The 19,073-nt window shown below is 67.9% G+C and carries 19 protein-coding genes and 1 tRNA gene; 8 read left to right on the forward strand and 12 right to left on the reverse strand.

Translation table 11 applies throughout. From position 1 onward, the window contains the following. Positions 1-41 precede the first annotated feature (41 nt). Positions 42-1,322 (forward strand): DNA polymerase IV, encoded by a 1,281-nt coding sequence (locus tag AC0QTQ_RS02180; RefSeq protein ID WP_480258072.1) that lies wholly within the window; start codon positions 42-44, stop codon positions 1,320-1,322. A 3-nt stretch (positions 1,323-1,325) separates the two neighbouring features. Here AC0QTQ_RS02180 and AC0QTQ_RS02185 read toward each other — a convergent pair whose 3' ends face one another. After that, positions 1,326-2,204 carry an N-formylglutamate amidohydrolase gene (locus AC0QTQ_RS02185; RefSeq protein ID WP_480258073.1) on the reverse strand — a complete coding sequence of 293 codons (879 nt, stop codon included), beginning with the start codon at positions 2,202-2,204 and terminating at the stop codon, positions 1,326-1,328. Positions 2,205-2,365: 161 nt separating this feature from the next. On the opposite strand from AC0QTQ_RS02185, the gene AC0QTQ_RS02190 reads away from it, so the two are divergent. Then, positions 2,366-2,440, forward strand: a tRNA-Val gene (locus AC0QTQ_RS02190). Between the two features lie 64 nt (positions 2,441-2,504). Then, positions 2,505-2,630 (forward strand): type B 50S ribosomal protein L36, encoded by a 126-nt coding sequence (gene ykgO / locus AC0QTQ_RS02195; protein ID WP_013069105.1) that lies wholly within the window; start codon positions 2,505-2,507, stop codon positions 2,628-2,630. Between the two features lie 244 nt (positions 2,631-2,874). On the opposite strand, the gene AC0QTQ_RS02200 is transcribed toward ykgO, so the two are convergent. The 8 genes from AC0QTQ_RS02200 to AC0QTQ_RS02235 form a co-directional block, all read right to left on the reverse strand. Next, positions 2,875-4,095: a phenylacetate--CoA ligase family protein gene (locus AC0QTQ_RS02200; RefSeq protein ID WP_121530518.1), complete on the reverse strand. Its 1,221-nt coding sequence runs from the start codon at positions 4,093-4,095 to the stop codon at positions 2,875-2,877. 82 nt (positions 4,096-4,177) lie between these two features. Then, positions 4,178-4,999 (reverse strand): ABC transporter ATP-binding protein, encoded by an 822-nt coding sequence (locus AC0QTQ_RS02205; protein WP_480258074.1) that lies wholly within the window; start codon positions 4,997-4,999, stop codon positions 4,178-4,180. 50 nt (positions 5,000-5,049) lie between these two features. Continuing rightward, positions 5,050-6,336 carry an ABC transporter substrate-binding protein gene (locus AC0QTQ_RS02210; protein WP_480258075.1) on the reverse strand — a complete coding sequence of 429 codons (1,287 nt, stop codon included), beginning with the start codon at positions 6,334-6,336 and terminating at the stop codon, positions 5,050-5,052. A 55-nt stretch (positions 6,337-6,391) separates the two neighbouring features. Then, positions 6,392-7,468 (reverse strand): branched-chain amino acid ABC transporter permease, encoded by a 1,077-nt coding sequence (locus AC0QTQ_RS02215; RefSeq protein ID WP_480258076.1) that lies wholly within the window; start codon positions 7,466-7,468, stop codon positions 6,392-6,394. Positions 7,469-7,517: 49 nt separating this feature from the next. After that, the gene (locus AC0QTQ_RS02220) at positions 7,518-7,697 is read right to left on the reverse strand and encodes a hypothetical protein (protein WP_113898621.1); all 180 of its coding nucleotides are present in this window, start codon (positions 7,695-7,697) and stop codon (positions 7,518-7,520) included. Between the two features lie 162 nt (positions 7,698-7,859). Next, on the reverse strand, positions 7,860-8,846 hold the full coding sequence (locus AC0QTQ_RS02225; RefSeq protein ID WP_480258077.1) for a branched-chain amino acid ABC transporter permease: 987 nt from the start codon (positions 8,844-8,846) through the stop codon (positions 7,860-7,862). Positions 8,847-8,881: 35 nt separating this feature from the next. Beyond that, positions 8,882-9,700: an ABC transporter ATP-binding protein gene (locus AC0QTQ_RS02230; RefSeq protein WP_121530513.1), complete on the reverse strand. Its 819-nt coding sequence runs from the start codon at positions 9,698-9,700 to the stop codon at positions 8,882-8,884. After that, positions 9,697-11,670: an AMP-binding protein gene (locus AC0QTQ_RS02235; protein WP_480258078.1), complete on the reverse strand. Its 1,974-nt coding sequence runs from the start codon at positions 11,668-11,670 to the stop codon at positions 9,697-9,699. The genes AC0QTQ_RS02230 and AC0QTQ_RS02235 overlap by 4 nt, the downstream gene beginning before the upstream one ends. 195 nt (positions 11,671-11,865) lie before the next feature. Between AC0QTQ_RS02235 and AC0QTQ_RS02240 the strand changes: the two genes are divergently transcribed. The 4 genes from AC0QTQ_RS02240 to AC0QTQ_RS02255 all read left to right on the forward strand — a co-directional run bounded on the left by AC0QTQ_RS02240 (position 11,866) and on the right by AC0QTQ_RS02255 (position 15,934). After that, positions 11,866-13,773: a PAS-domain containing protein gene (locus AC0QTQ_RS02240; protein WP_480258079.1), complete on the forward strand. Its 1,908-nt coding sequence runs from the start codon at positions 11,866-11,868 to the stop codon at positions 13,771-13,773. After that, on the forward strand, positions 13,770-14,474 hold the full coding sequence (locus AC0QTQ_RS02245) for a response regulator transcription factor (protein ID WP_480258080.1): 705 nt from the start codon (positions 13,770-13,772) through the stop codon (positions 14,472-14,474). The genes AC0QTQ_RS02240 and AC0QTQ_RS02245 overlap by 4 nt, the downstream gene beginning before the upstream one ends. 66 nt (positions 14,475-14,540) lie before the next feature. Further along, on the forward strand, positions 14,541-14,780 hold the full coding sequence (locus AC0QTQ_RS02250) for a WGR domain-containing protein (protein WP_121530509.1): 240 nt from the start codon (positions 14,541-14,543) through the stop codon (positions 14,778-14,780). 11 nt (positions 14,781-14,791) lie between these two features. Further along, positions 14,792-15,934 (forward strand): saccharopine dehydrogenase C-terminal domain-containing protein, encoded by a 1,143-nt coding sequence (locus tag AC0QTQ_RS02255; RefSeq protein WP_480258081.1) that lies wholly within the window; start codon positions 14,792-14,794, stop codon positions 15,932-15,934. A gap of 154 nt (positions 15,935-16,088) precedes the next feature. On the opposite strand, the gene AC0QTQ_RS02260 is transcribed toward AC0QTQ_RS02255, so the two are convergent. The 3 genes from AC0QTQ_RS02260 to AC0QTQ_RS02270 are packed head-to-tail and all read right to left on the reverse strand — an operon-like array spanning position 16,089 to position 17,834. Next, positions 16,089-16,742 carry a pseudouridine synthase gene (locus AC0QTQ_RS02260; protein ID WP_113898684.1) on the reverse strand — a complete coding sequence of 218 codons (654 nt, stop codon included), beginning with the start codon at positions 16,740-16,742 and terminating at the stop codon, positions 16,089-16,091. Positions 16,743-16,779: 37 nt separating this feature from the next. Then, a complete protein-coding gene (locus tag AC0QTQ_RS02265) occupies positions 16,780-17,406 on the reverse strand; it encodes a LysE family translocator (protein ID WP_480258082.1) in 627 nt (208 codons plus the stop codon). A gap of 38 nt (positions 17,407-17,444) precedes the next feature. Next, positions 17,445-17,834, reverse strand: a complete 390-nt coding sequence (locus tag AC0QTQ_RS02270) for a RidA family protein (RefSeq protein ID WP_480258083.1) — start codon at positions 17,832-17,834, stop codon at positions 17,445-17,447. 237 nt (positions 17,835-18,071) lie between these two features. On the opposite strand from AC0QTQ_RS02270, the gene AC0QTQ_RS02275 reads away from it, so the two are divergent. Then, positions 18,072-19,055 (forward strand): ABC transporter substrate-binding protein, encoded by a 984-nt coding sequence (locus AC0QTQ_RS02275; RefSeq protein ID WP_480258084.1) that lies wholly within the window; start codon positions 18,072-18,074, stop codon positions 19,053-19,055. The last annotated feature ends 18 nt before the right edge of the window (positions 19,056-19,073 follow it).

A 19,073-nucleotide genomic window follows, 5' to 3' on the forward strand; every position in this document is an offset into this window, starting at 1 on the left:
CCCCTTTTTCATGCCCGCCCGGGCGCGCTAGGATGGCGATCATGCCCGCCCTGTGCCGCGACTGCCTTGCCACCTTCGACGACGCCCCCGCACGCTGCCCGCGTTGCGGGCGCCCGCGCGTGCTCTCCCACCCCGAGCTTTTCGATCTGACCATCGCGCATCTCGATTGCGACAGCTTCTATGCCTCGGTCGAGAAGCGCGACGACCCGACGCTCGCTTCGCGCCCGGTGATCGTCGGCGGCGGCACCCGCGGCGTCGTCTCCACCTGCTGCTATGTCGCGCGGGTTTCGGGCGTGCGCTCGGCGATGCCGATGTTCCAGGCGCTGAAGCTCTGCCCCGACGCGGTGGTGATCCGGCCGCGGATGGAGCATTACGCCGCCGTCTCGGCGCAGATCCGCGCGAAGATGGCGGCGCTGACCCCGCTGATCGAACCGCTCTCGCTCGACGAGGCCTTCCTCGATCTCGGCGGCACGGCGCGGCTGCACCATGCGCCGCCGGCGCTGCTGATGGCGCGGCTCGCGCGCGAGATCGAGACCGAGATCGGCGTCACTGCCTCGGTCGGGCTGTCACACACCAAGTTCCTGGCCAAGGTCGCCTCCGATCTCGACAAGCCGCGCGGCTTCTCGGTGATCGGCCGGGCCGAGACGGCGGAGTTCCTGCGCGATCAGCCGGTGTCGATGCTCTGGGGCGTGGGGGCGGCGACGCGCGCGGCGCTGGGGCGGGCGGGGCTGCGCACGCTCGCCGACATCCGCCGGGCGGGACACGCCGCGATGGTGGCGCGATTCGGCGCCTCGGGCGCGCGGCTTCATGCGCTGGCGATGGGCGAGGACCCGCGCCGCGTCACCCCCGATGCGCCGGTGAAATCGGTATCGAACGAGACCACCTTCGACACCGACATCGCCGATCGCGCCCGGCTCGAGGCCTGGCTCTGGGTGATGTGCGAAAAGACCGCGGCGCGGATGAAGGCGAAGGGGCTGAGCGGGCGCACCGCGGTGCTGAAGCTGCGGCGGGCGGATTTCTCGGCGCTGAGCCGGCAGCAGCGGCTCGACGAGCCGAGCCAGCTTGCCGACACGCTGTTTCGCGCGACGCTCGCGCTGCTCGAGGCGCTGCCCGAGGAGGGGCCGTTCCGGCTGATCGGCGCGGGCTATGCCGATCTTGCGCCCGCCGACGGGCGCGACCCGGTGGGCGACCTGCTCGACCCGGGCGCCGGCCGCCGGGCAGAGGCGGAACGGGCGGTCGACGCGATTCGCGCAAAATTCGGCGCCGGGGCGATCCGCAGCGGGCGCAGCCTTGGCACCGGCGACAAGCCCCCGCGCGGCTGAGCGCTATTCCGCGGCCAGCGAGCCGTGGGTCGCGGTGCTTTCGCGCCCGATCGCCGCGATGCCGGCCACGGCACGTGCCATGCGCGCGTGAAAGACCTCGTAGTCCGGCAAGGGCCGAATCGCCGCCTCGTCCATGTAGAGGCCGCGGTTCACCTCGACCTGCACGACCTCGATCCCGCTCGCCGGGCGGCCGTAATGCTGGGTGACATAGGCGCCGGCAAAGGGGGTGTTGCGCGCCACCCGCAGCCCGAGACGCGCAAAGACCGCCTCGATCGCGGCGACCGTCTCGGGCCGGGCCGCGGCGCCATAGCGGTCGCCCAGAACCACATCCGCCTGTCGCGGGCCGGCACCGCTGACCGCCTCGGAGGGCATCGAATGCAGGTCGATCAGGATCGCCCGGCCAAAGCGCGCCCGCACCTCGCGCAGGAGCGCGGCGAGGGTGGCATGATAGGGGCGCCAGACGGTGGCGATCCGCATGTCCGCCTCTTCGCGCGTCAGCTTGCCGGAATAGATCGCCCGGTTCGCCGAGACGACGCGGGGAATCACCCCGAGCCCGGCCAGCACCCGCGGCCCGGCCTGGCTGCGCGCCACCCCCTCGATCAGGGCGGGATCAAGCTCGGTCTCGTCGCGGTTCAGGTCGACCCAGGCGCGCGGCAGCCGCGCCGTCAGCGCCGCCGCCCCCTCGCGCGGGGCGCCCTCGAGGAAACGGTCGACGAAGGCATCCTCGGAGGAGCGCAGCCGTTGCAGGTCAAGCACCGAGCGTGCCAGCATTTCAGGCGGATAGTCGCGCCCGGAATGGGGCGAGGCGAAGATGACGGCGGTGGTCATCCTCTCCGGCGTCCACAGCCGGTACACTCCAGTCTCGCGCAGCTGAACGGCCATTTTTCTCCCCGGTTCAGGAAACAGACTACACCGGATTGTTTTCCTTCCAAAACCCTCTTGAAAGCCGCGCCGACTCCTTTTATAGACCGCCAGACCGAAGCGGTTCCGCCCCGGAACGCCCCGAAACGGGCCAGATGGAAAGCGGGATCACGAGGCTTCACGGGCGGTTAGCTCAGCGGTAGAGCACTACGTTGACATCGTAGGGGTCACTGGTTCGATCCCAGTACCGCCCACCATTCACCGCCCCTTCGGGGGCACATCAGTTTCAGGCGCACGCGCGCCGCGACTAGGAGAAGACCGATGAAGGTCCGCAACTCGCTCCGCTCGCTCAAGCAGCGTCATCGCGATTGTCAGATCGTGCGCCGCAAGGGCCGCGTCTACGTGATCAACAAGACGCAGAAGCGCTTCAAGGCCCGTCAGGGCTGAAGCAGGCTTCGAGCCTCGGAAATGGATGGGCCGCGCCGGAGAGATCCGCGCGGCCTTTTCCTTTGTGCGCGTCGCTTGCGGGAAGGTCGCGGGGGCGCCGCCCCCGTCGCCGTTCCAGCGACTCCCCCGGGATATTTTGGGCAATTGGAAGCGGGAGACGCCCTTCTCTTCCAATTGCCCAAAATATCCCGGGGGTGACTTCCGCGCGCAGGCGCGGAAGAGGGGGCAGCGCCCCCTGCCTGGCTCAGCCGTAGGTGCGCAGGTCCTCGATCACCTTGCCATCGTTCGGCAGGCTGCCGGGCGCCACCAGCTCGATCGCGCCGCGCAGTTTCAGCGCCTCGACCACGCCGCCGGCATAGCGCCGCGCATCGGTCGAATCGGTCTCGATCCGCACCGTCATCACGTCCATCTCGCCGTCGCGGCTGGCGATGACGCGGGCGCGTTTCACCTCGGGATGGGCGGCGACGAAGGCCGCGACCTGTTCGGGGCGCACGAACATGCCCTTGATCTTGGTGGTCTGGTCGGCGCGGCCGAGCCAGCCGCGGATGCGCGCGTTGGTCCGGCCGCAGGGCGAGACGCCGGGCATCAGCGCGCTGAGATCGCCGGTGGCGAAGCGCACCAGCGGATAGTCGGGGTTCAGCGTGGTCACCACGACCTCGCCCACCTCGCCCTCGGGCACCGGGTCGCCGGTGCCGGGGCGGACGATCTCGACGATCACGCCCTCGTCGAGAATCATCCCCTCCATCGCCGGGCTCTCGTAGGCGATGTTGCCGAGATCGGCGGTGGCATAGCATTGCAGGCAGGCGATGCCGCGATCGGCGTATTCCTGGCGCAGCGAGGGGAAGAGCGCGCCGCCGCCCACGGCCGCGCGGGTGATGGCGAGGCGCTCGCCCATCTCCTCGGCCTTGTCGAGGATCACCTTCAGGTAGTCGGGCGTGCCGGAATAGACCGAGGTGCCGACATCGACCGCGGCGCGCACCTGCAGTTCGGTCTGGCCGGTTCCGGCGGGCAACACCGCGGCACCGACCGCGCGCGCCCCCGATTCGAAGATCATCCCCGCGGGCGTCAGGTGATAGCCGAAGCAGTTCTGCACGATGTCGCCGGGGCCGACGCCGCAGGCATGCAGGAAGCGCCCCATCCGCCACCAGTCGGCGCTGACATCGCCGGGCTCGTAGATCGGGCCGGGGCTCTGGAAGATATGGGCGAAGGCATGGGCGGGTTTCGCCGTCAGCCCGCCGAAGGGAAAGGCCGCCTTCTGCGCCGCGCCGAGGTCGGACTTGCGCAGCAGCGGCAGCCGGGCGAGATCCGCGCGCGAGGTGATCGCGGCCGGATCGACCGGGCCGAGATGCGCCGCAAGCCCGGGGGCGGTGAGCGCGCGGGCGATCACCGCGGGCAGGTCGCGCGCCAGCGCGGCCTCGCGTTCATCCTGCGAGCGGGTTTCCAGCGCGTCGAAGTAGCGGCTCATCGGGGTCTGTCTCCGGGTCTGTCCTGGTCGATGCTGCGGCGCAGAATGCTGCGCAGCAATCCTGTGGTTTCAATCTGTTGCGTCACGCGAGCCAGCGCTTGCGGCGGCGATAGCTGCGCACCTCGCGGAAGGATTTCCGGCCCTCGTCCGACATCCCGAGGTAGAATTCCTTCACGTCCGGGTTCTCGCGCAGCGCCTGCGCCGGGCCGTCCATCACCACCCGCCCGCTTTCGAGGATATAGCCGTAATGGGCATAGCGCAGCGCGACGTTGGTGTTCTGTTCGGCGAGCAGGAAGGTCACGCCCTCGCCCTCGTTCACCGCCTTCACGATCTCGAAGATCTGTTCGACGAGCTGCGGCGCGAGGCCCATCGAGGGTTCGTCGAGCAGGATCATCTCGGGGCGCGACATCAGCGCGCGGCCCATGGCGACCATCTGCTGTTCGCCGCCCGAGGTATAGCCCGCCTGGCTGCGGCGGCGCTCCTTCAGGCGCGGGAAATAGGTGTAGACCATCTCGAGGTCGCGGGCGATCGCGGCGCGGCCGTCGGTGCGGGTATAGGCGCCGGTGAGCAGGTTTTCCTCGACGGTGAGGTGCTCGAAGCAGTGGCGGCCCTCCATCACCTGGATCACGCCCTTCTTCACCAGATCGGCGGGCGCCATGTCCTGCAGCCGTTCGCCGCGGTAGATCACCGAACCCTTGGTGATCTCGCCACGCTCGGATTTGAGCAGGTTCGAGATCGCCTTGAGCGTCGTCGTCTTGCCCGCGCCGTTGCCGCCCAGAAGCGCGGTGATGCCGCCCTTCGGCACGGCCAGGCTGACGCCCTTCAGCACCAGGATGACGTGGTTGTAGATCACCTCGATGTTGTTCACCTCGAGCAGGGACTCGGTCTTGGCGGCGTCGAGCATGGCGTCCTCCGTGGGGGTGGTCCCCCGGCCCGTGGGCCGGGGGAGGGGGGTCATTTGCAACGTTCGGTGAGGCCGGCTTCCTTGGCGTAGGCCTCGGAATCGGCGGCGATCAGCGGATCGAGAACGTCCTTGTCAGGGGCGATGAAGTCAGTGACGAGGGTCCACTTGCCCGCGGCCGCGTCCCACTGCTGGATCATCGCGCCGCCCGGGCCGCCGTGATCGGCGCAGGTGGCGGCGAAGGGCTGGCCGAAGTTCGGCAGGCCCAGCTCGGCCATCCGCGCGTCGGTGATCTCGAGCGCCTCGAAGCCGTTGCGAACCTCGGCGGCGTTCACGTTGGCATGGCCGGCCAGTTCCTGCGCCTTGCGGATCGCCTCGGCGATGACCACGGCGGCATACATGCCGCGCGAATAGATCACCGAGCCCTCGGCCTCGGCCGGGCCGCTCGCCTTGCCGGGATCGTAGACGTATTTCTTCAGGTCGGCATAGATCGGATAATCGGTGCCGACGCCGTGCATGGTCAGCGCCTTGTAGCCGTTCGCGCCGGCGCCGGCGGGCTTGACGTCATTCTCCGAGCCCGACCACCAGATGCCGATGAAATGGTCCATCGGGAACTTGATGTTCGCGGCCTCCTGGATCGCGACCTGGTTCATCACGCCCCAGCCCCAGAACAGCACGTAATCGGGCTTGTCGCGGCGCACCTGCAGCCATTGCGACTTCTGCTCCTGGCCGGGGCTGTCGATCGGCAGGGCGGTTAGCTTGAAGCCGTGCTTCTTCGCCAGTTCTTCAAGGGTGCGGATCGGTTCCTTGCCATAGGCCGAGTTGTGGTAGAGCAGGGTGATCTTCTTGCCCTCGAGGCTGCCGCCCGACTGGTCGAGAAGGTATTTCACCGCGACCGAGGCGCCGTCCCAGTAGTTCGCCGGGTAGTTGAACACCCATTCGAAGACCTTGCCGTTCGCGGCCGAGGTGCGGCCATAGCCCGGGGTGTAGAGGGTGATGCCGTCGGCGGCCATCTTCGGGATCAGCTGATAGGTGATGCCGGTCGACAGCGGGTTGTAGGCGAGCGCGCCCATGCCCTTGGTGCTTTCATAGCACTCGACGCCCTTCTCGGTGTTGTAGGCGGTCTCGCATTCCGGCACGACGACCTTCTCGCCGCCGATGCCGCCGTCGCGCTCGTTGAGCAAGGTGAAGTAATCGTTGAACCCGTCGGCATAGGGGATGCCGCCGGCCGCGAAGGGCCCGGTGCGATAGCTCAAGTTCGGCACCACCAGTTCGGCCGAGGCCGGCAAGGCGGTGGCGGTGATGGCCGCGGCCACCAGGGCTGCAAAGGTCTTCTTCATACGCTATTCCTCCCAGAACGTATTCGGTTGATTTCCCGTGACTTTCCCGCCCTCCTCAGTGCGGGAACGGCCACAGGCGCAGTTTCTCCTTCGCCACCCGCCACAGTTGGGCGAGGCCATGCGGCTCGGCGATCAGGAAGACGATGATGAGCCCGCCCACGATCATCAGTTCGATATGGGCGGCCAGGTCGGTGGGCCAGCCGAGGCCGCCGACGAGCACGTTTTTCAGGAACACCGGCAGCAGCACCAGGAAGGCCGCCCCGGCGAAGGAGCCGAAGATCGAGCCAAGCCCGCCGATGATCACCATGAAGAGGATCAGGAAGGACTTGTTGATGCCGAAGGCCTCGCCCACTTCGGCGGCGCCGAGATAGACCGAGAAGAACAGCGCCCCGGCGATGCCGATGAAGAACGAGCTGACGGCGAAGGCGGTGATCTTGGTGGTCAGCGGGTTCACCCCGATGATCTCGGCGGCGATGTCCATGTCGCGGATCGCCATCCACTTGCGGCCGATGGTGCCGCGGGTGAGATTGCGGGCGACCAGCGCGACGAGGGTCAGCAGGATCAGGCAGAACATGTATTTCGCCGTGGCCGAGGTCTGCGCGCCGGTGACGAAGACGCCGAACATGCTGCGGTCGGGCGCGGTGATCTGGCCCGAGGCCGAATAGTTGTAGAACCACGGCACCTTGTTGAAGAGCCAGACCAGGAAGAACTGCGCGGCAAGCGTCGCCACGGCCAGGTAGAAGCCCTTGATCCGCAGCGAGGGCAGACCGAAGAGCACGCCCACGGCGGCGGTGATGCCGCCCGCAAGCAGAACGTGGATGAAGATCGGAACATCCGGGAAGGCGGTCATCAGCTTGTAGACCGCATAGGCGCCCACGGCCATGAAACCGCCGGTGCCAAGGCTGACCTGCCCGGCATAGCCCACGAGGATGTTCAGCCCGATCGCCGCGATCGCGTAGATCAGGAAGGGCACGAAGACCGCATTCGCCCAGTAGTCGTCGATGACGAGCGGGATCACCCCATAGGCCACGGCCAGCGCGACATAGAACCCCATGCGGTCGAAGCGGATCGGGAAGGTCTGGTTGTCCTCCCGGTAGCTCGTCTTGAAATCACCTGCCTCGCGGTAGAACATCAGGCTTTCCCCCCGTTGATCGTGCGGGGGAAGGCGTGGTCCGTCCCCCTCAGCAGCCGCGCTTCAGACGTGCCCAGGCCAGCAAGGCCGCCCCGGCACCGGCCGCGGCCAGTAGGATGTTGAGTGAATGCAGCGCCGTCGGTTCGTCCGGCGGGGCGGCGAGCGCAATCCAGCCGAAGGCCAGCGCCGCGCCCGAACCGATGGTGAAGACAGTCGCACAGGTTTTCATGACCAAAGGACCTCCCAATCCCTTGCGCGGCCATGATGGGCCGCGTCAGCAACCCTTCCCTCCGACCGGGGCCTCCCTGCCCCTGCGCGATCGGATCTGCGACAGGATGTCGCATCCCCGCCCGGCACTCAACGAAAATCGTGTTTGCGCTAGCAGCCATCGTCACACCCGCTCGATGATGCGTTCGCCGAACAGGCCCTGCGGCCGGAACACGAGGAAGACGAGGGCGAGCACATAGGCGAACCAGTTCTCGGTGGCGCCGCCGATCAGCGGGCCGAGGAAGAACTCGAACAGCTTCTCGCCCATGCCGATGATGAGACCGCCGACGATCGCGCCGGGGATCGAGGTGAAGCCGCCCAGCATCAGCACCGGCAGAGCCTTCAGCGCGATCAGGCTGAGCGAGAACTGCACGCCCGATTTCGAGCCCCACATGATCCCGGCGACGAGCGCGACGATGCCCGCGATCGACCACACCAGCACCCAGATGAAGCGCAGCGAGATCCCGACCGACAGTGCCGCCTGGTGGTCGTCGGCCACCGCGCGCAGGGCGCGGCCCTGTTTCGAATACTGGCTGAAGAGGGTCAGCGCGGTGACCAGCGCCACCGCGACCAGCGCCGCGACGACATCGAGGTTGTCGATGAAGAAGCCATAGCCGAAGAGGCCGTCGGTCACGCTCTCGAGCGTCTCGTTGATGCCCTGCGGCAGGCCGACGTCCAGCGTCTTGATGTCGGCGCCCCACATCACGTCGCCGAAGCCCTCGAGGAAATAGGCCAGCCCGATCGTCGCCATGAACAGGATGATCTCGGCCTGGCCCACCAGATGCTTCAGCACCAGTTTCTCGATGACGATCGCCAGCAGCACCATCACCCCGGCGGTGAGCAGGATCGCGAGGACCGAGGGCAGCTGCCAGCCGAAGCTTTCGAGATGCCCGCCGGTGATGGCGTTGATGACATGGGCGAAGGGCACCTGGCCCTGCTGGATGCCGACGAGCGTCAGCGCGGCAAAGAGCGCAAGCACCCCCTGCGCATAGTTGAAGATGCCCGAGGCCTTGTAGATCAGCACGAAGCCGAGTGCGACAAGTGCATACATCACCCCCGCCATCAGGCCGTTCAGGGTCACTTCCATCGCGTAAAGCAGCTGGTCAGGCATGGCGGCCTCCCTTCGAGTTCGGTTGCGGACGGGCGTCAGTCATGGGCCACCCCCAGATAGGCGTCGATCACGGCCTGGTTGCTGCGCACCTCCTCGGGCGGGCCGTCGCCGATCTTCTTGCCGTAATCCATCACCACCACGCGGTCGCTCAGGTCCATCACCACGCCCATGTCGTGCTCGATCAGCACGATGGTGGTGCCGAACTCGTCGTTCACGTCGAGGATGAAGCGGCACATGTCCTCCTTCTCCTCGACGTTCATCCCCGCCATCGGCTCGTCGAGCAGCAGGATCTTCGGCTCGGCGGCCAGCGCCCGGGCCAGCTCGACGCGCTTCTTCAGGCCATAGGGCAGGCGGCCCACCGGCGTTTTCCGGATGTTCTGGATCTCGAGGAAGTCGATGATCTTCTCGACCTTCTCGCGATGCGCCTCTTCCTCGCGGCTGGCGCCGCCCCACCAGAAGGCCTGGCTGAAGAGCCCCGATTTCATCAGCGTCAGCCGCCCGGTCATGATGTTGTCGAGCACTGACATCCCGTCGAAGAGCGCGATGTTCTGGAAGGTGCGCGCGATGCCGAGCTGGGCGACCTGATAGGGCTTCATCGGCCCGCGCTGATAGCCCTTGAACCAGACCGAGCCCTCGGTCGGCACGTAAAAGCCCGAGATCACGTTCAGCATCGAGGATTTGCCGGCGCCGTTCGGGCCGATGATCGCGCGGATCTCGCCGTCGCGGATGTCGAAGCTGATGTCCTTGATCGCCGTCACCCCGCCAAACTTCAGCGTGATGTTGCGCAGCTCCATCAGCACGCCACCGATCTTGCGGCCGTCGGCGGTGACCCAGCCTTCGTTCATGTCCTTCATTCTGCGGCCTCCGCCAGCTGCACCCCGGGAGCGACGGTCGCGTCGGCAAGCGTCAGCGTCGCCTTGATCGCCCCCTTGCGGCCGTCCTCGTAGGTGACCTCGGTCTCGGTGTAGACGCTGTCGCGCCCGTCATAGAGCGCGTCGATCAGGTCGGCGTATTTCTCGGCCACGATGTTGCGGCGCACCTTGCGGGTGCGGGTCATCTCGCCATCGTCCGCGTCGAGTTCCTTGTGCAGGATCAGGAAGCGGTGGATCTGGCAGCCGGAGAGCATCGGGTCGCGCGCCACCGAGGCGTTCACCTCGTCGATGTGACCGCGGATCATGTCATAGACCTTCGGGTGCCCGGCCAGTTCCTGATAGGAGGCATAGGCGATGTTGTTGCGCTCGGCCCAGTTGCCGACCGCGGTCAGGTCGATGTTGATGAAGGCGGTGCAGCGGTCGCGACCCGCGCCAAAGACGACAGCCTCAAGAATGCTTGGGTAGAACTTGAGCTTGTTTTCCACGTATTTGGGAGCGAAGAGCCGGCCATCGGCCAGTTTGCCGACGTCCTTGGCGCGGTCGATGATGCGCAGGTGCCCCGAGCCTTCCTCGAAGAACCCCGCATCCCCCGTGGCAACCCAGCCCTCGGCGTCCTTGGTCGAGGCGGTGCTGTCGGGGTTGTTGTAATACTCGACGAAAGTGCCCGGCGAGCGATAATAGACTTCACCGTTCTCGCCGATCTTCACCTCGACGCCCGGCGAGGGCACGCCGACGGTGTCGGAGCGGACCTGGCCATCGGGCTGCTGGGTGATGAAGACCGAGGCCTCGGTCTGGCCGTAGAGCTGCTTCAGGTTGATGCCGAGCGAGCGGTAGAAGTCGAAGATCTCGGGCCCGATCGCCTCGCCCGCGGTGTAGCCCACGCGGATGCGCGAGAAACCGAGCGTGTTCTTCAGCGGCCCGTAGATGAAGAACCCGCCAAGCGCATAGCGCAGCCGGTCGAGCATGCCGACGGGGGCGCCGTCGAGGATCGCGGGGCCGACCCGGCGGGCCAGCGCCATGTAATGGTCGAAGAGCCACTTCTTCACCCGCCCCGCATCTTCCATGCGGATCATCACCTGCGTCAGCTGGCCCTCGAACACCCGCGGCGGGGCGAAGAAATAGGTCGGCCCGATCTCGCGCAGGTCGGTCATCATCGTCGCGGCGTTTTCCGGGCAGTTCACGGTGAAGCCCGCCCAATAGGCCTGCCCGACCGAGAAGATGAAATCGCCCACCCAGGCCATCGGCAGATAGGCGAGCACCTCTTCCGCCCGGGTCAGCCGGTCGAAGGAGACCGAGTTCTTCGCCGTCTCGATGATGTTGCGGTTCGACAGAACCACGCCCTTCGGCTTGCCGGTGGTGCCCGAGGTGTAGAGCATCACGCAGGTGCTGTCATAGGTCAGCTCGGCGATGCGGGTCTCGAGCTCGTGCTCGTAGCGGTAGTGCCCCGCCTTGCCCTCGGCGACGACATCGGCCAGCGCATTCATCCGGGAATGGTCGTATTTCCGCATGCCGCGCTTGTCGGTGTACATCACGTGCTCGATCGTGTGGATGCGGTCCTCGACCTCGACCACCTTGTCGACCTGCTCCTGATCGCCGCAGACGACGAAGCGCGCGCCGCAATGGCCCAGGACATAGGCCATCTCCTCGGCCACCGCGTCCTGATAGAGCGGCACCGGCACCGCGCCGCACATCTGCGCCGCCACCATCGCCCAGTAATGCGCCGGGCGGTTGCGCCCGATGATCGCGATGTGATCGCCGCGGGCGACGCCAAGGCTCAGCAGCCCCATCGCCAGCGCGCGGATCTCCTCGTTCGCCTGGGCCCAGGTCCAGGTCTGCCAGATCCCGAATTCCTTTTCGCGATAGGCCGGATAGCCGCCATACCGCGCCACGTTCCGCGCCAGAAGCGCAGGAATCGACTGCGCGGAGTGCTCCGCCGCCGTTCTGTCCGCCATGTGTCCTCCCTCACGCCGGTCGCCCGGCGTCCTCGCCGCAGGAGGCGATTCCTCCATCGCCCGCCGCGTCATGCCCGAAGGCTGCGGGTCAAAGTTTTCCTGACTTTTTCCGAAATCTAACGAATCCTTTCCGGCGCCCCTTGCCCCTTTGCCGGACCCCGCCGGGATGCTAGCGATGGCGGGGGAGGAGACCGGATGACCGCAGAGGACACCCATGCGCGGCTGATGGAGGCCGGGCTGAACATGATCGGCCAGGCGCTGTCGATCTATGACAGCGAGTTGCGGCTGGCGGTGTGCAACCGGCAATTCGCGCTGATGTTCGATCTGCCCGAGGCGCTGACCCGGCCGGGCACGCCCTTCGAGGACACGATCCGTTTTCTGGTGACGCGCGGCGAATACGGCCCCGTCACCGATCTCGAGGAGGCGGTGCGGCTGCGCGTCGCGCAGGCGCGGACCTTCGCGCCGCATTACATGGAACGCGCGCGGGCGAACGGACGCACGATCGCGGTCGAGGGGGCGCCGCTCGCGCAGGGCGGCTGGGTCACGGTCTATACCGACATCACCGAGATCAAGCGCCAGGAGGGGCTGTTGCGCGCCCGCTCTCAGGAGCTGTCGGTGCAGGTGCTCGACCATGCCGAGCGGCTGGCGGCGGCGAACCGCGAGCTTGGCGCGACGAATGCCGCACTTGCCGAGACGCAGCGCGAGCTGACCGCGATCGAGGCGCGCACGCGGCAGGTGACCGAGATGATGCCGGCCCATATCGCGCATGTGGACCGCGGGCTGATCTACACCTTCTCGAACCGCAAGCTGCCCACGGTGATGCCGGGCGCGGTGCTCGATCCGGTCGGGCGCCATGCCTCCGAGACGCTGGGCGCCGACACCTTCGCGCGGCTTGAGCCCGGCTTCCTGCAGGCGCTGGCGGGCGAGGCGAATGTGCGCGAGATCACCCATACCCCGTCGGGGCGGCGGGTGCGCGTGGCGCTGACCCCCGATCGCGATGCGGCGGGCGAGGTGGCGGGCGTCTATATCCTGTCGACCGACGTCACGCACGAGGCGCAGGCGCGCGCCGCACTCGCCCAATCGGCCAAGCGCGAGCTCGCCGGGCACCTGACCTCGGGGCTTGCGCATGATTTCGCGAATCTGCTCACCGTCATTCTCGGCCTGCAGGGGCGGCTTGCGCGCTTGCCCGACCTGCCCCCCGCCGCGGCAGAGATCGCCCGCGGCACGCTGGCCGCGGCGCGGCGCGGTGGCACGTTGCTGGACCGGATCGCCGCGATCTCGGGCCGGCGCGTGCTGCGCCCCGAGGCGGTCGAGCTGCGCCCGCTGGTCGAGGATATCGCCGCGATGGCACGTCCGACGCTTGGCGATGCGATCCGGCTCGAGACCTTCGTCGGCGGGCTCGACCGGCCGGTTCTGGTCGATCCGGGGCAGCTGCAGGACAGCCTGCTCAACCTGCTTCTGAACGCGCGCGACGCGATGGGGCCGCGCGGCGGCAAGATCCGGGTCGAGCTGCATCCGGTGCGCGACACCTGGGTCGAGATTTCCGTCACCGACACCGGCCCCGGCTTCTCGGCCGAGGCGCTCTCCCGCGGGCTCGATCCGTTCTTCACCACGAAGGGCGGCGAGGGCTCGGGGCTTGGCCTGTCGATGGTCTATGACCAGACGAAGCTGGCGGGCGGCACCGTGCAGCTCGAGAACACCGAGGAGGGCGCGTGCGTCACCCTGCGCCTGCCGCTGCGGCCCGCCGGCGCGCCGGCCGCGCCGATGCTGGTGCTGCTGGTCGAGGACAATGACGATATCCGCGCCAACGTGCGCGAGATGCTGCGCGGCCTCGGCCACACCGTGATCGAGGCGGCAAGCGTCGCCGAGGCCGAGGCGCTCTCCGCGCTGCCCGATATCGGGCTGGTGCTCTCGGACATCCAGCTGCCGGGCGAGGCGACCGGGGTCGAGCTCGCGCGCCGTCTTGCGTCGCGGGTGCCGGTGGTGCTGATGACCTCGCTGCCGCCCGGGGATCCGCTGCGCGCCTCCGCTCCCTGCGCGGTGCTGCAAAAACCCTTCTCCGCGCGCGAACTCGCCGCCCTGATCGACGGAGCCCGCCGATGACCGCCCCGCATGTCGCCATCCTCGACGACGAGCCCGAGATCCGCCGGATGCTGTCGGACGCGCTCGAAGAGGCCGGGTTCCGCACCACCTGCTATGCCCGTGCGACCGAATTCGAGGCGGGGCTGAAGCGTGCCCAGCCCGACGTCTGCCTTGTCGATCTGGGCCTGCCCGACCGCGACGGGCTGGCGCTGGTGCACCGGCTGGCGCTGGAACAGGGGGCGGCGATCATCATCATCTCGGGGCGCGCGCAGGTGCATGACCGCGTCACCGGGCTGGAACTCGGCGCCGACGATTACATCATCAAGCCCTTCGACCCGGCCGAGGTCGTGGCCCGCATCCGCGCCCGGTTGCGCAAACCCCGCGCCGAGGCGGCGCCGGCCGTCCAGACCGCCGATTTCGCCGGCTGGCGCGCGCAGTTCGACCGCTATGTGCTGACCGATGCCGGGGGCCGCGAGACGCCGTTTTCGCACGCCGAGGGCGAGGTGCTGCGGCTCTTCCTCGAAAGCCCGAACCGGCTCATCACCCGCGCCCAGATGCAGGAAGCGCTGGGCAGCGGCGCGGGCGAAAGCTTCGACCGGGCGATGGATGTGCGGATCTCGCGGCTGCGCACGAAGCTTGGCGAAGACCCGAAGAACCCGCGGCTGATCAAGACGATCTATGGGGCGGGCTATATCTTCCTGGGCGAGGTGCGCTGGAGCTGATTTTGCGCTGGCAATGCCGGCGCGCTTCTGATTCCCTTGGGCCAGATCCCTGCGCAAGGCACTGCCATGCTGACCATCCTGCTCCATCGGGCCCCGGCGCGCGCCTTCTATCGCGTGGAAATCTCCGACAACCTGTTCGGTGAATATACGGTGCTGCGCGAATGGGGTCGGGCGGGGCGGCTCGCGGGCGCGCGGGTGAACTGGTTTTCCAACCTGCGCGACGCGGTGCAGGCCGCCGATCGCTGGCGGGGGCGGGCGATCTCGCGCGGCTACCGGCTGAGCGAGCGGCGTGCCGCGCGCGGCTGAGGAGGGCGGCGATGGCGATGATCCATTGGTGCGGAACGGGGCTGAGTTCGGGGCCGGGGTTGCGCCGGCTGGTCGACGCGGGGCGCGCGCTCACCGTCTGGACGATCGAGCGGCCGCAGGCCGAGGCGCTGCTTGCCGGCCGCCGCGCCCGCATCGCCGAGTACAGCCTGCCCGCGCTCGAGGCGACGCTGCGGCCGGGCGATGTCGTCGTCTCGATGCTGCCCTCCGATCTGCATCCGGCGCTCGCCCGCATCGCGCTGCACCGGCAGGCGCATTTCGTCTGTGCCTCGGAGCTGACGCCCGAGCTGCGCGGGCTCGATGTGGCGGCGCGCAAGGCGGGCGTCGCCGTGCTGGGCGAGGTCGGGCTTGCCCCCGGCATCGACCATCTGATGGCGCATGATCTGGTCGCCGATTACCGTGCCTCGGGGACGATCGCGCCGGGCGATACGGTGTCGTTCCACAGCTATTGCGGCGGCATCCCGGCCCGGCCGAACGCCTTTCGCTACAAGTTCAGCTGGTCGCCGCTTGGCGTGCTGCGGGCGCTGAAATCGCCCTCGCGCTCGATCCGCCATTTCACCGAGCTGCGCCTGGCCCATCCCTGGGAAGGGGTGACGCGCTATGACGCGCCGCTGCCGCACCCCGAGACCTTCGAGGTCTATCCGAACCGCGACAGCCTCGGCTACATCGGCGAATACCGCTTCGATCCGAGCTGGCGGATCGAGGATTTCGTCCGCGGCACGCTGCGGCTTCTGGGTTGGGCCGAGGCCTGGCAACCGGTCTTCGCGGCGCTCGGCGATACCTCCGACGGGGCGGAGCGCCGCCTCGCGCAGCTGGCCGAGCGGCTGTTGCGCGAGAACGGCTATGGCCCGGACGAGCCCGACCGGGTGGTGGCGGTCGTCACGCTCACGGCGAAACGTGCCGGGCGCGCGGTCTTCGACCGGTCCTGGGTGCTCGAGGCGACGGGCGACATCCGTGGCAGCGCGATGGCGCGGCTTGTTTCCGGCACGGTCTCGCTCGCGGTCGAGGCGGTGCTGGCCCATGACATCCCGGCGGGTGTCCATGCCGCGCCGCATGACCCGAAACTGGTGCAGGGCTGGCTTTCCGCGCTGCAGGTGCAGGCGCAGTATCTGGCGAAGGTGGATCACCTGGCCTGACGGGCGCAGGGGGCCAGCCCCCTCTTTCGCTGACGCGAAATTCACCCCCGGGATATTTGGGGCAATTGGAAGCAGGGAGCTGTGCTCCTCTTCCAATTGCAGTCAAATATCCCGGGGGTGAGGCCGCAGGCCGAGGGGGCAGCGCCCCCTTGCCTCAGAACGGGCAGGGTGCGGTGAAGGTCATGTGGCGCCCGCCGTCGGGATGGCGCAGGCGCAGGCTTTCGGCGTGCAGCATCAGCCGCGGGAAGTCCCGTGCCGGCCCTTCGGCATAGAGCGGATCGCCAAGGATCGGATGGCCGGTCTCCCGCATGTGCACGCGCAGCTGGTGGCTGCGGCCGGTGAGCGGGGTCAGCCGCACCCGCGTGGTGCCGTCCGCCTCCAGCCGCAGCACGCGCCAGTCGGTCTGTGCCGGCCGGCCGTTTTCATGGTCGACATGCTGGCGTGGCCGGTTCGGCCAGTCGACGCAGAGCGGCAGGTCGACGTGGCCCTCCTTCGGCTCGAGATGGCCCCAGAGCCGGGCGAGGTAATGCTTCTTCGTCTGCCGGTGCTCGAACTGCAGGCCGAGGTGGCGTTGCGCGTGCGGCGTCAGGCCGAAGACCATCACCCCCGAGGTATCCATGTCGAGCCGGTGGACCAGCAGCACCGTGGGATAGGCTGCGCGCAGCCGCGCGATCAGGCAATCGGCGCGGTCCTCGCCCTTGCCGGGCACCGAGAGCAGCCCGGCCGGCTTGTCGACCACGAGGATCTCGTGATCGGCGTGCAGGATGCGGGGCTGTTCGGTCGTGGGGGTGTAGACGAAATCGGTCATGCCGCCCAGATGGCGCGCGGGCGCGGCAAAATCAAGCTCAGTCGAGGGCGAGCCTGGCCGCGAGCCCGCCGAACAGCAGCGCCGCGACCTTGTTCAGCACTCCCATCCGCCGTGCGAGCCGGGTGCCGAGCCAGCCCGCCGAGGCGCCGTAGCCCATGGTGATCAGCGTGCCGCCGGTAAAGACGATGCCGCCGAGGATCAGCATCTGCTGCCACAGCGGGCCGATTGCCGGGTCGGTGAACTGCGGCAGGTAGGCCAGCATGAAGAGGGCCACCTTCGGGTTCAGCACATTGGTGATGACGCCGCGGCGGAAGGCGTCGCGGGGCAGGAGCGCGCCGCCCACGCTTTCGGGCGGCGGCACCACCGCGCGCCAGCTCTTCACCGCGATCCACAGCAGATAGGCCGCCCCCGCCCAGCGGACGAGATCGAGTGTGCCGGGATGGGCCGCGACCAGCGCAGCAAGGCCGAAGGCCGTGGCGCAGGTGTGGAAGATGCCACCGATGCCGACGCCGAAGCCCGCGGCCATCCCCGCCTTCGGCCCGCCCTGCAGCCCCGAGGCGATGGCGAACAGCACGTCCGATCCGGGCGTCAGGTTCAGCACCAGCGCGCCGGCCAGAAAGGCAAGCAGCGTCGCCGGCGGAAAGGCCATCAACGTGTCGAGCATCCGGGGAACTCCTTCGGGCGGTCTCGCGCGACGCTAGCCTAGAGCGCCGCCGCCGTCACCTCGACTTCGACGAGGAATTCGGCGCGGGTGAAGCCGGTGACGATGACGAGGGTCGAGGCGGGCAGGTTGCCCGAGCCCTGAAGCCATTCGTCGCGCGCCGCCATGTAGTCCGGGAAATGCGCGCGGTCGGTGACGAAGGCGTTGATCCGGATCACGTCGGCCGGGCCCATCCCGGCCTCGGCGAGGATCGCGGTGACATTGGCAAAGCACAGCCGCGCCTGTTCGCGCACTGTGGGCGGGGCGATGTCGTCGGGGCCGAGGCCAAGCTGGCCCGAGGTCATCACCAGCCGCGCGCCCTTCGGCACCTCGATGCCATGGGCATAGGCGCCGAAGGGCGGACGGATCGAGTTCGGGGCAAGGGCACGCATGGAAAACCTCCGGTTTCTTCGGCCGCGATCCTGCCCCCGGCGCCCGGCGAGGGCCATGCTTCCTGACCAAACGGGCAAAATTTTCGGCATCTGCCGAAAACCCGGGCAGAGGTAAGGAAAACCTGCCCAAAGCCGCGCCGTCTTCTGCCGGCATGCGGGTTTTTGCCGCACCGCCTCCTGAGCATCGGGCCGCGCCCTCCTAGGCTGGCCGCAGAGAATCACACCCCGGAGTCGCGCATGCGCAAGATTGTCCTTTCCCTGCTTCTGACGACCGTCGCCACTGCCGCCTCGGCGAATACGGCGGTGACTTTCGGCACCAACTGGCTGGCGCAGGCCGAGCATGGCGGCTTCTACCAGTCGGTGGCCGACGGCACCTATGCGGCCTGCGGGCTTGATGTGACGATCCAGCCGGGCGGGCCGCAGGTGAACAACCGGGCGCTGATGCTGGCGGGCAAGATCGACTTCAACATGGGGGGCAACCTGCTCGAGGAATTCTCGGCGGTGCAGGAGGGCATCCCGGTCGTCGCCGTTGCCGCCACCTTCCAGAAGGAGCCGCAGGTCATCCTGACCCATCCGGGCGTGGCGAAAAGCTTCGAGGACCTCAAAAACCTCAAGCTGCTCATCGGCGATGCGGGCTATGCGTCCTATTATCAGTGGATGATCAAGGCCTATGGCTTCACCCCCGAGCAGCGCGAGGTCTACACCTTCAACCCCGCGCCCTTCATCGCCGACGAGAAGTCGGGGATGCAGGGCTACCTCTCGTCGGAACCGCTGATGGTCGAGAAGGAGGGCGGCTTCAAGCCGGACGTCTGGCTGCTCGCCGATGCCGGCTACTCGACCTATTCGACGCTGATCGAGACCATGGCCGACACCGTCGCGAAGAAGCCCGAGGTGGTGAAGTGCTTCGTCGATGGCTCGATCAAGGGCTGGTACAATTTCCTCTACGGCGACAACAGCGCCGCGAAGGAGATGATCAAGAAGGACAACCCCGACATGACCGACGAGCAGATCGCCTTCGGCATCGCCCAGCTGAAGGAGAAGGGCATCGTCGATTCGGGGGATGCGCTTGAAAAGGGCATCGGGGTGATCACCGACGCCCATGTGAAGGACTTCTTCGACAAGATGGTCGCCGCCGGGGTCGTGCCCGCCGATCTCGACTACAAGGCCGCCTACACCACCGATTTCGTCGGCGCGGGCGTGGGCCTTGATCTGAAGAAGTGATCTTCCCGGGGCGGGCCT

The organism is Paenirhodobacter sp. YD-8 (assembly GCF_056590935.1).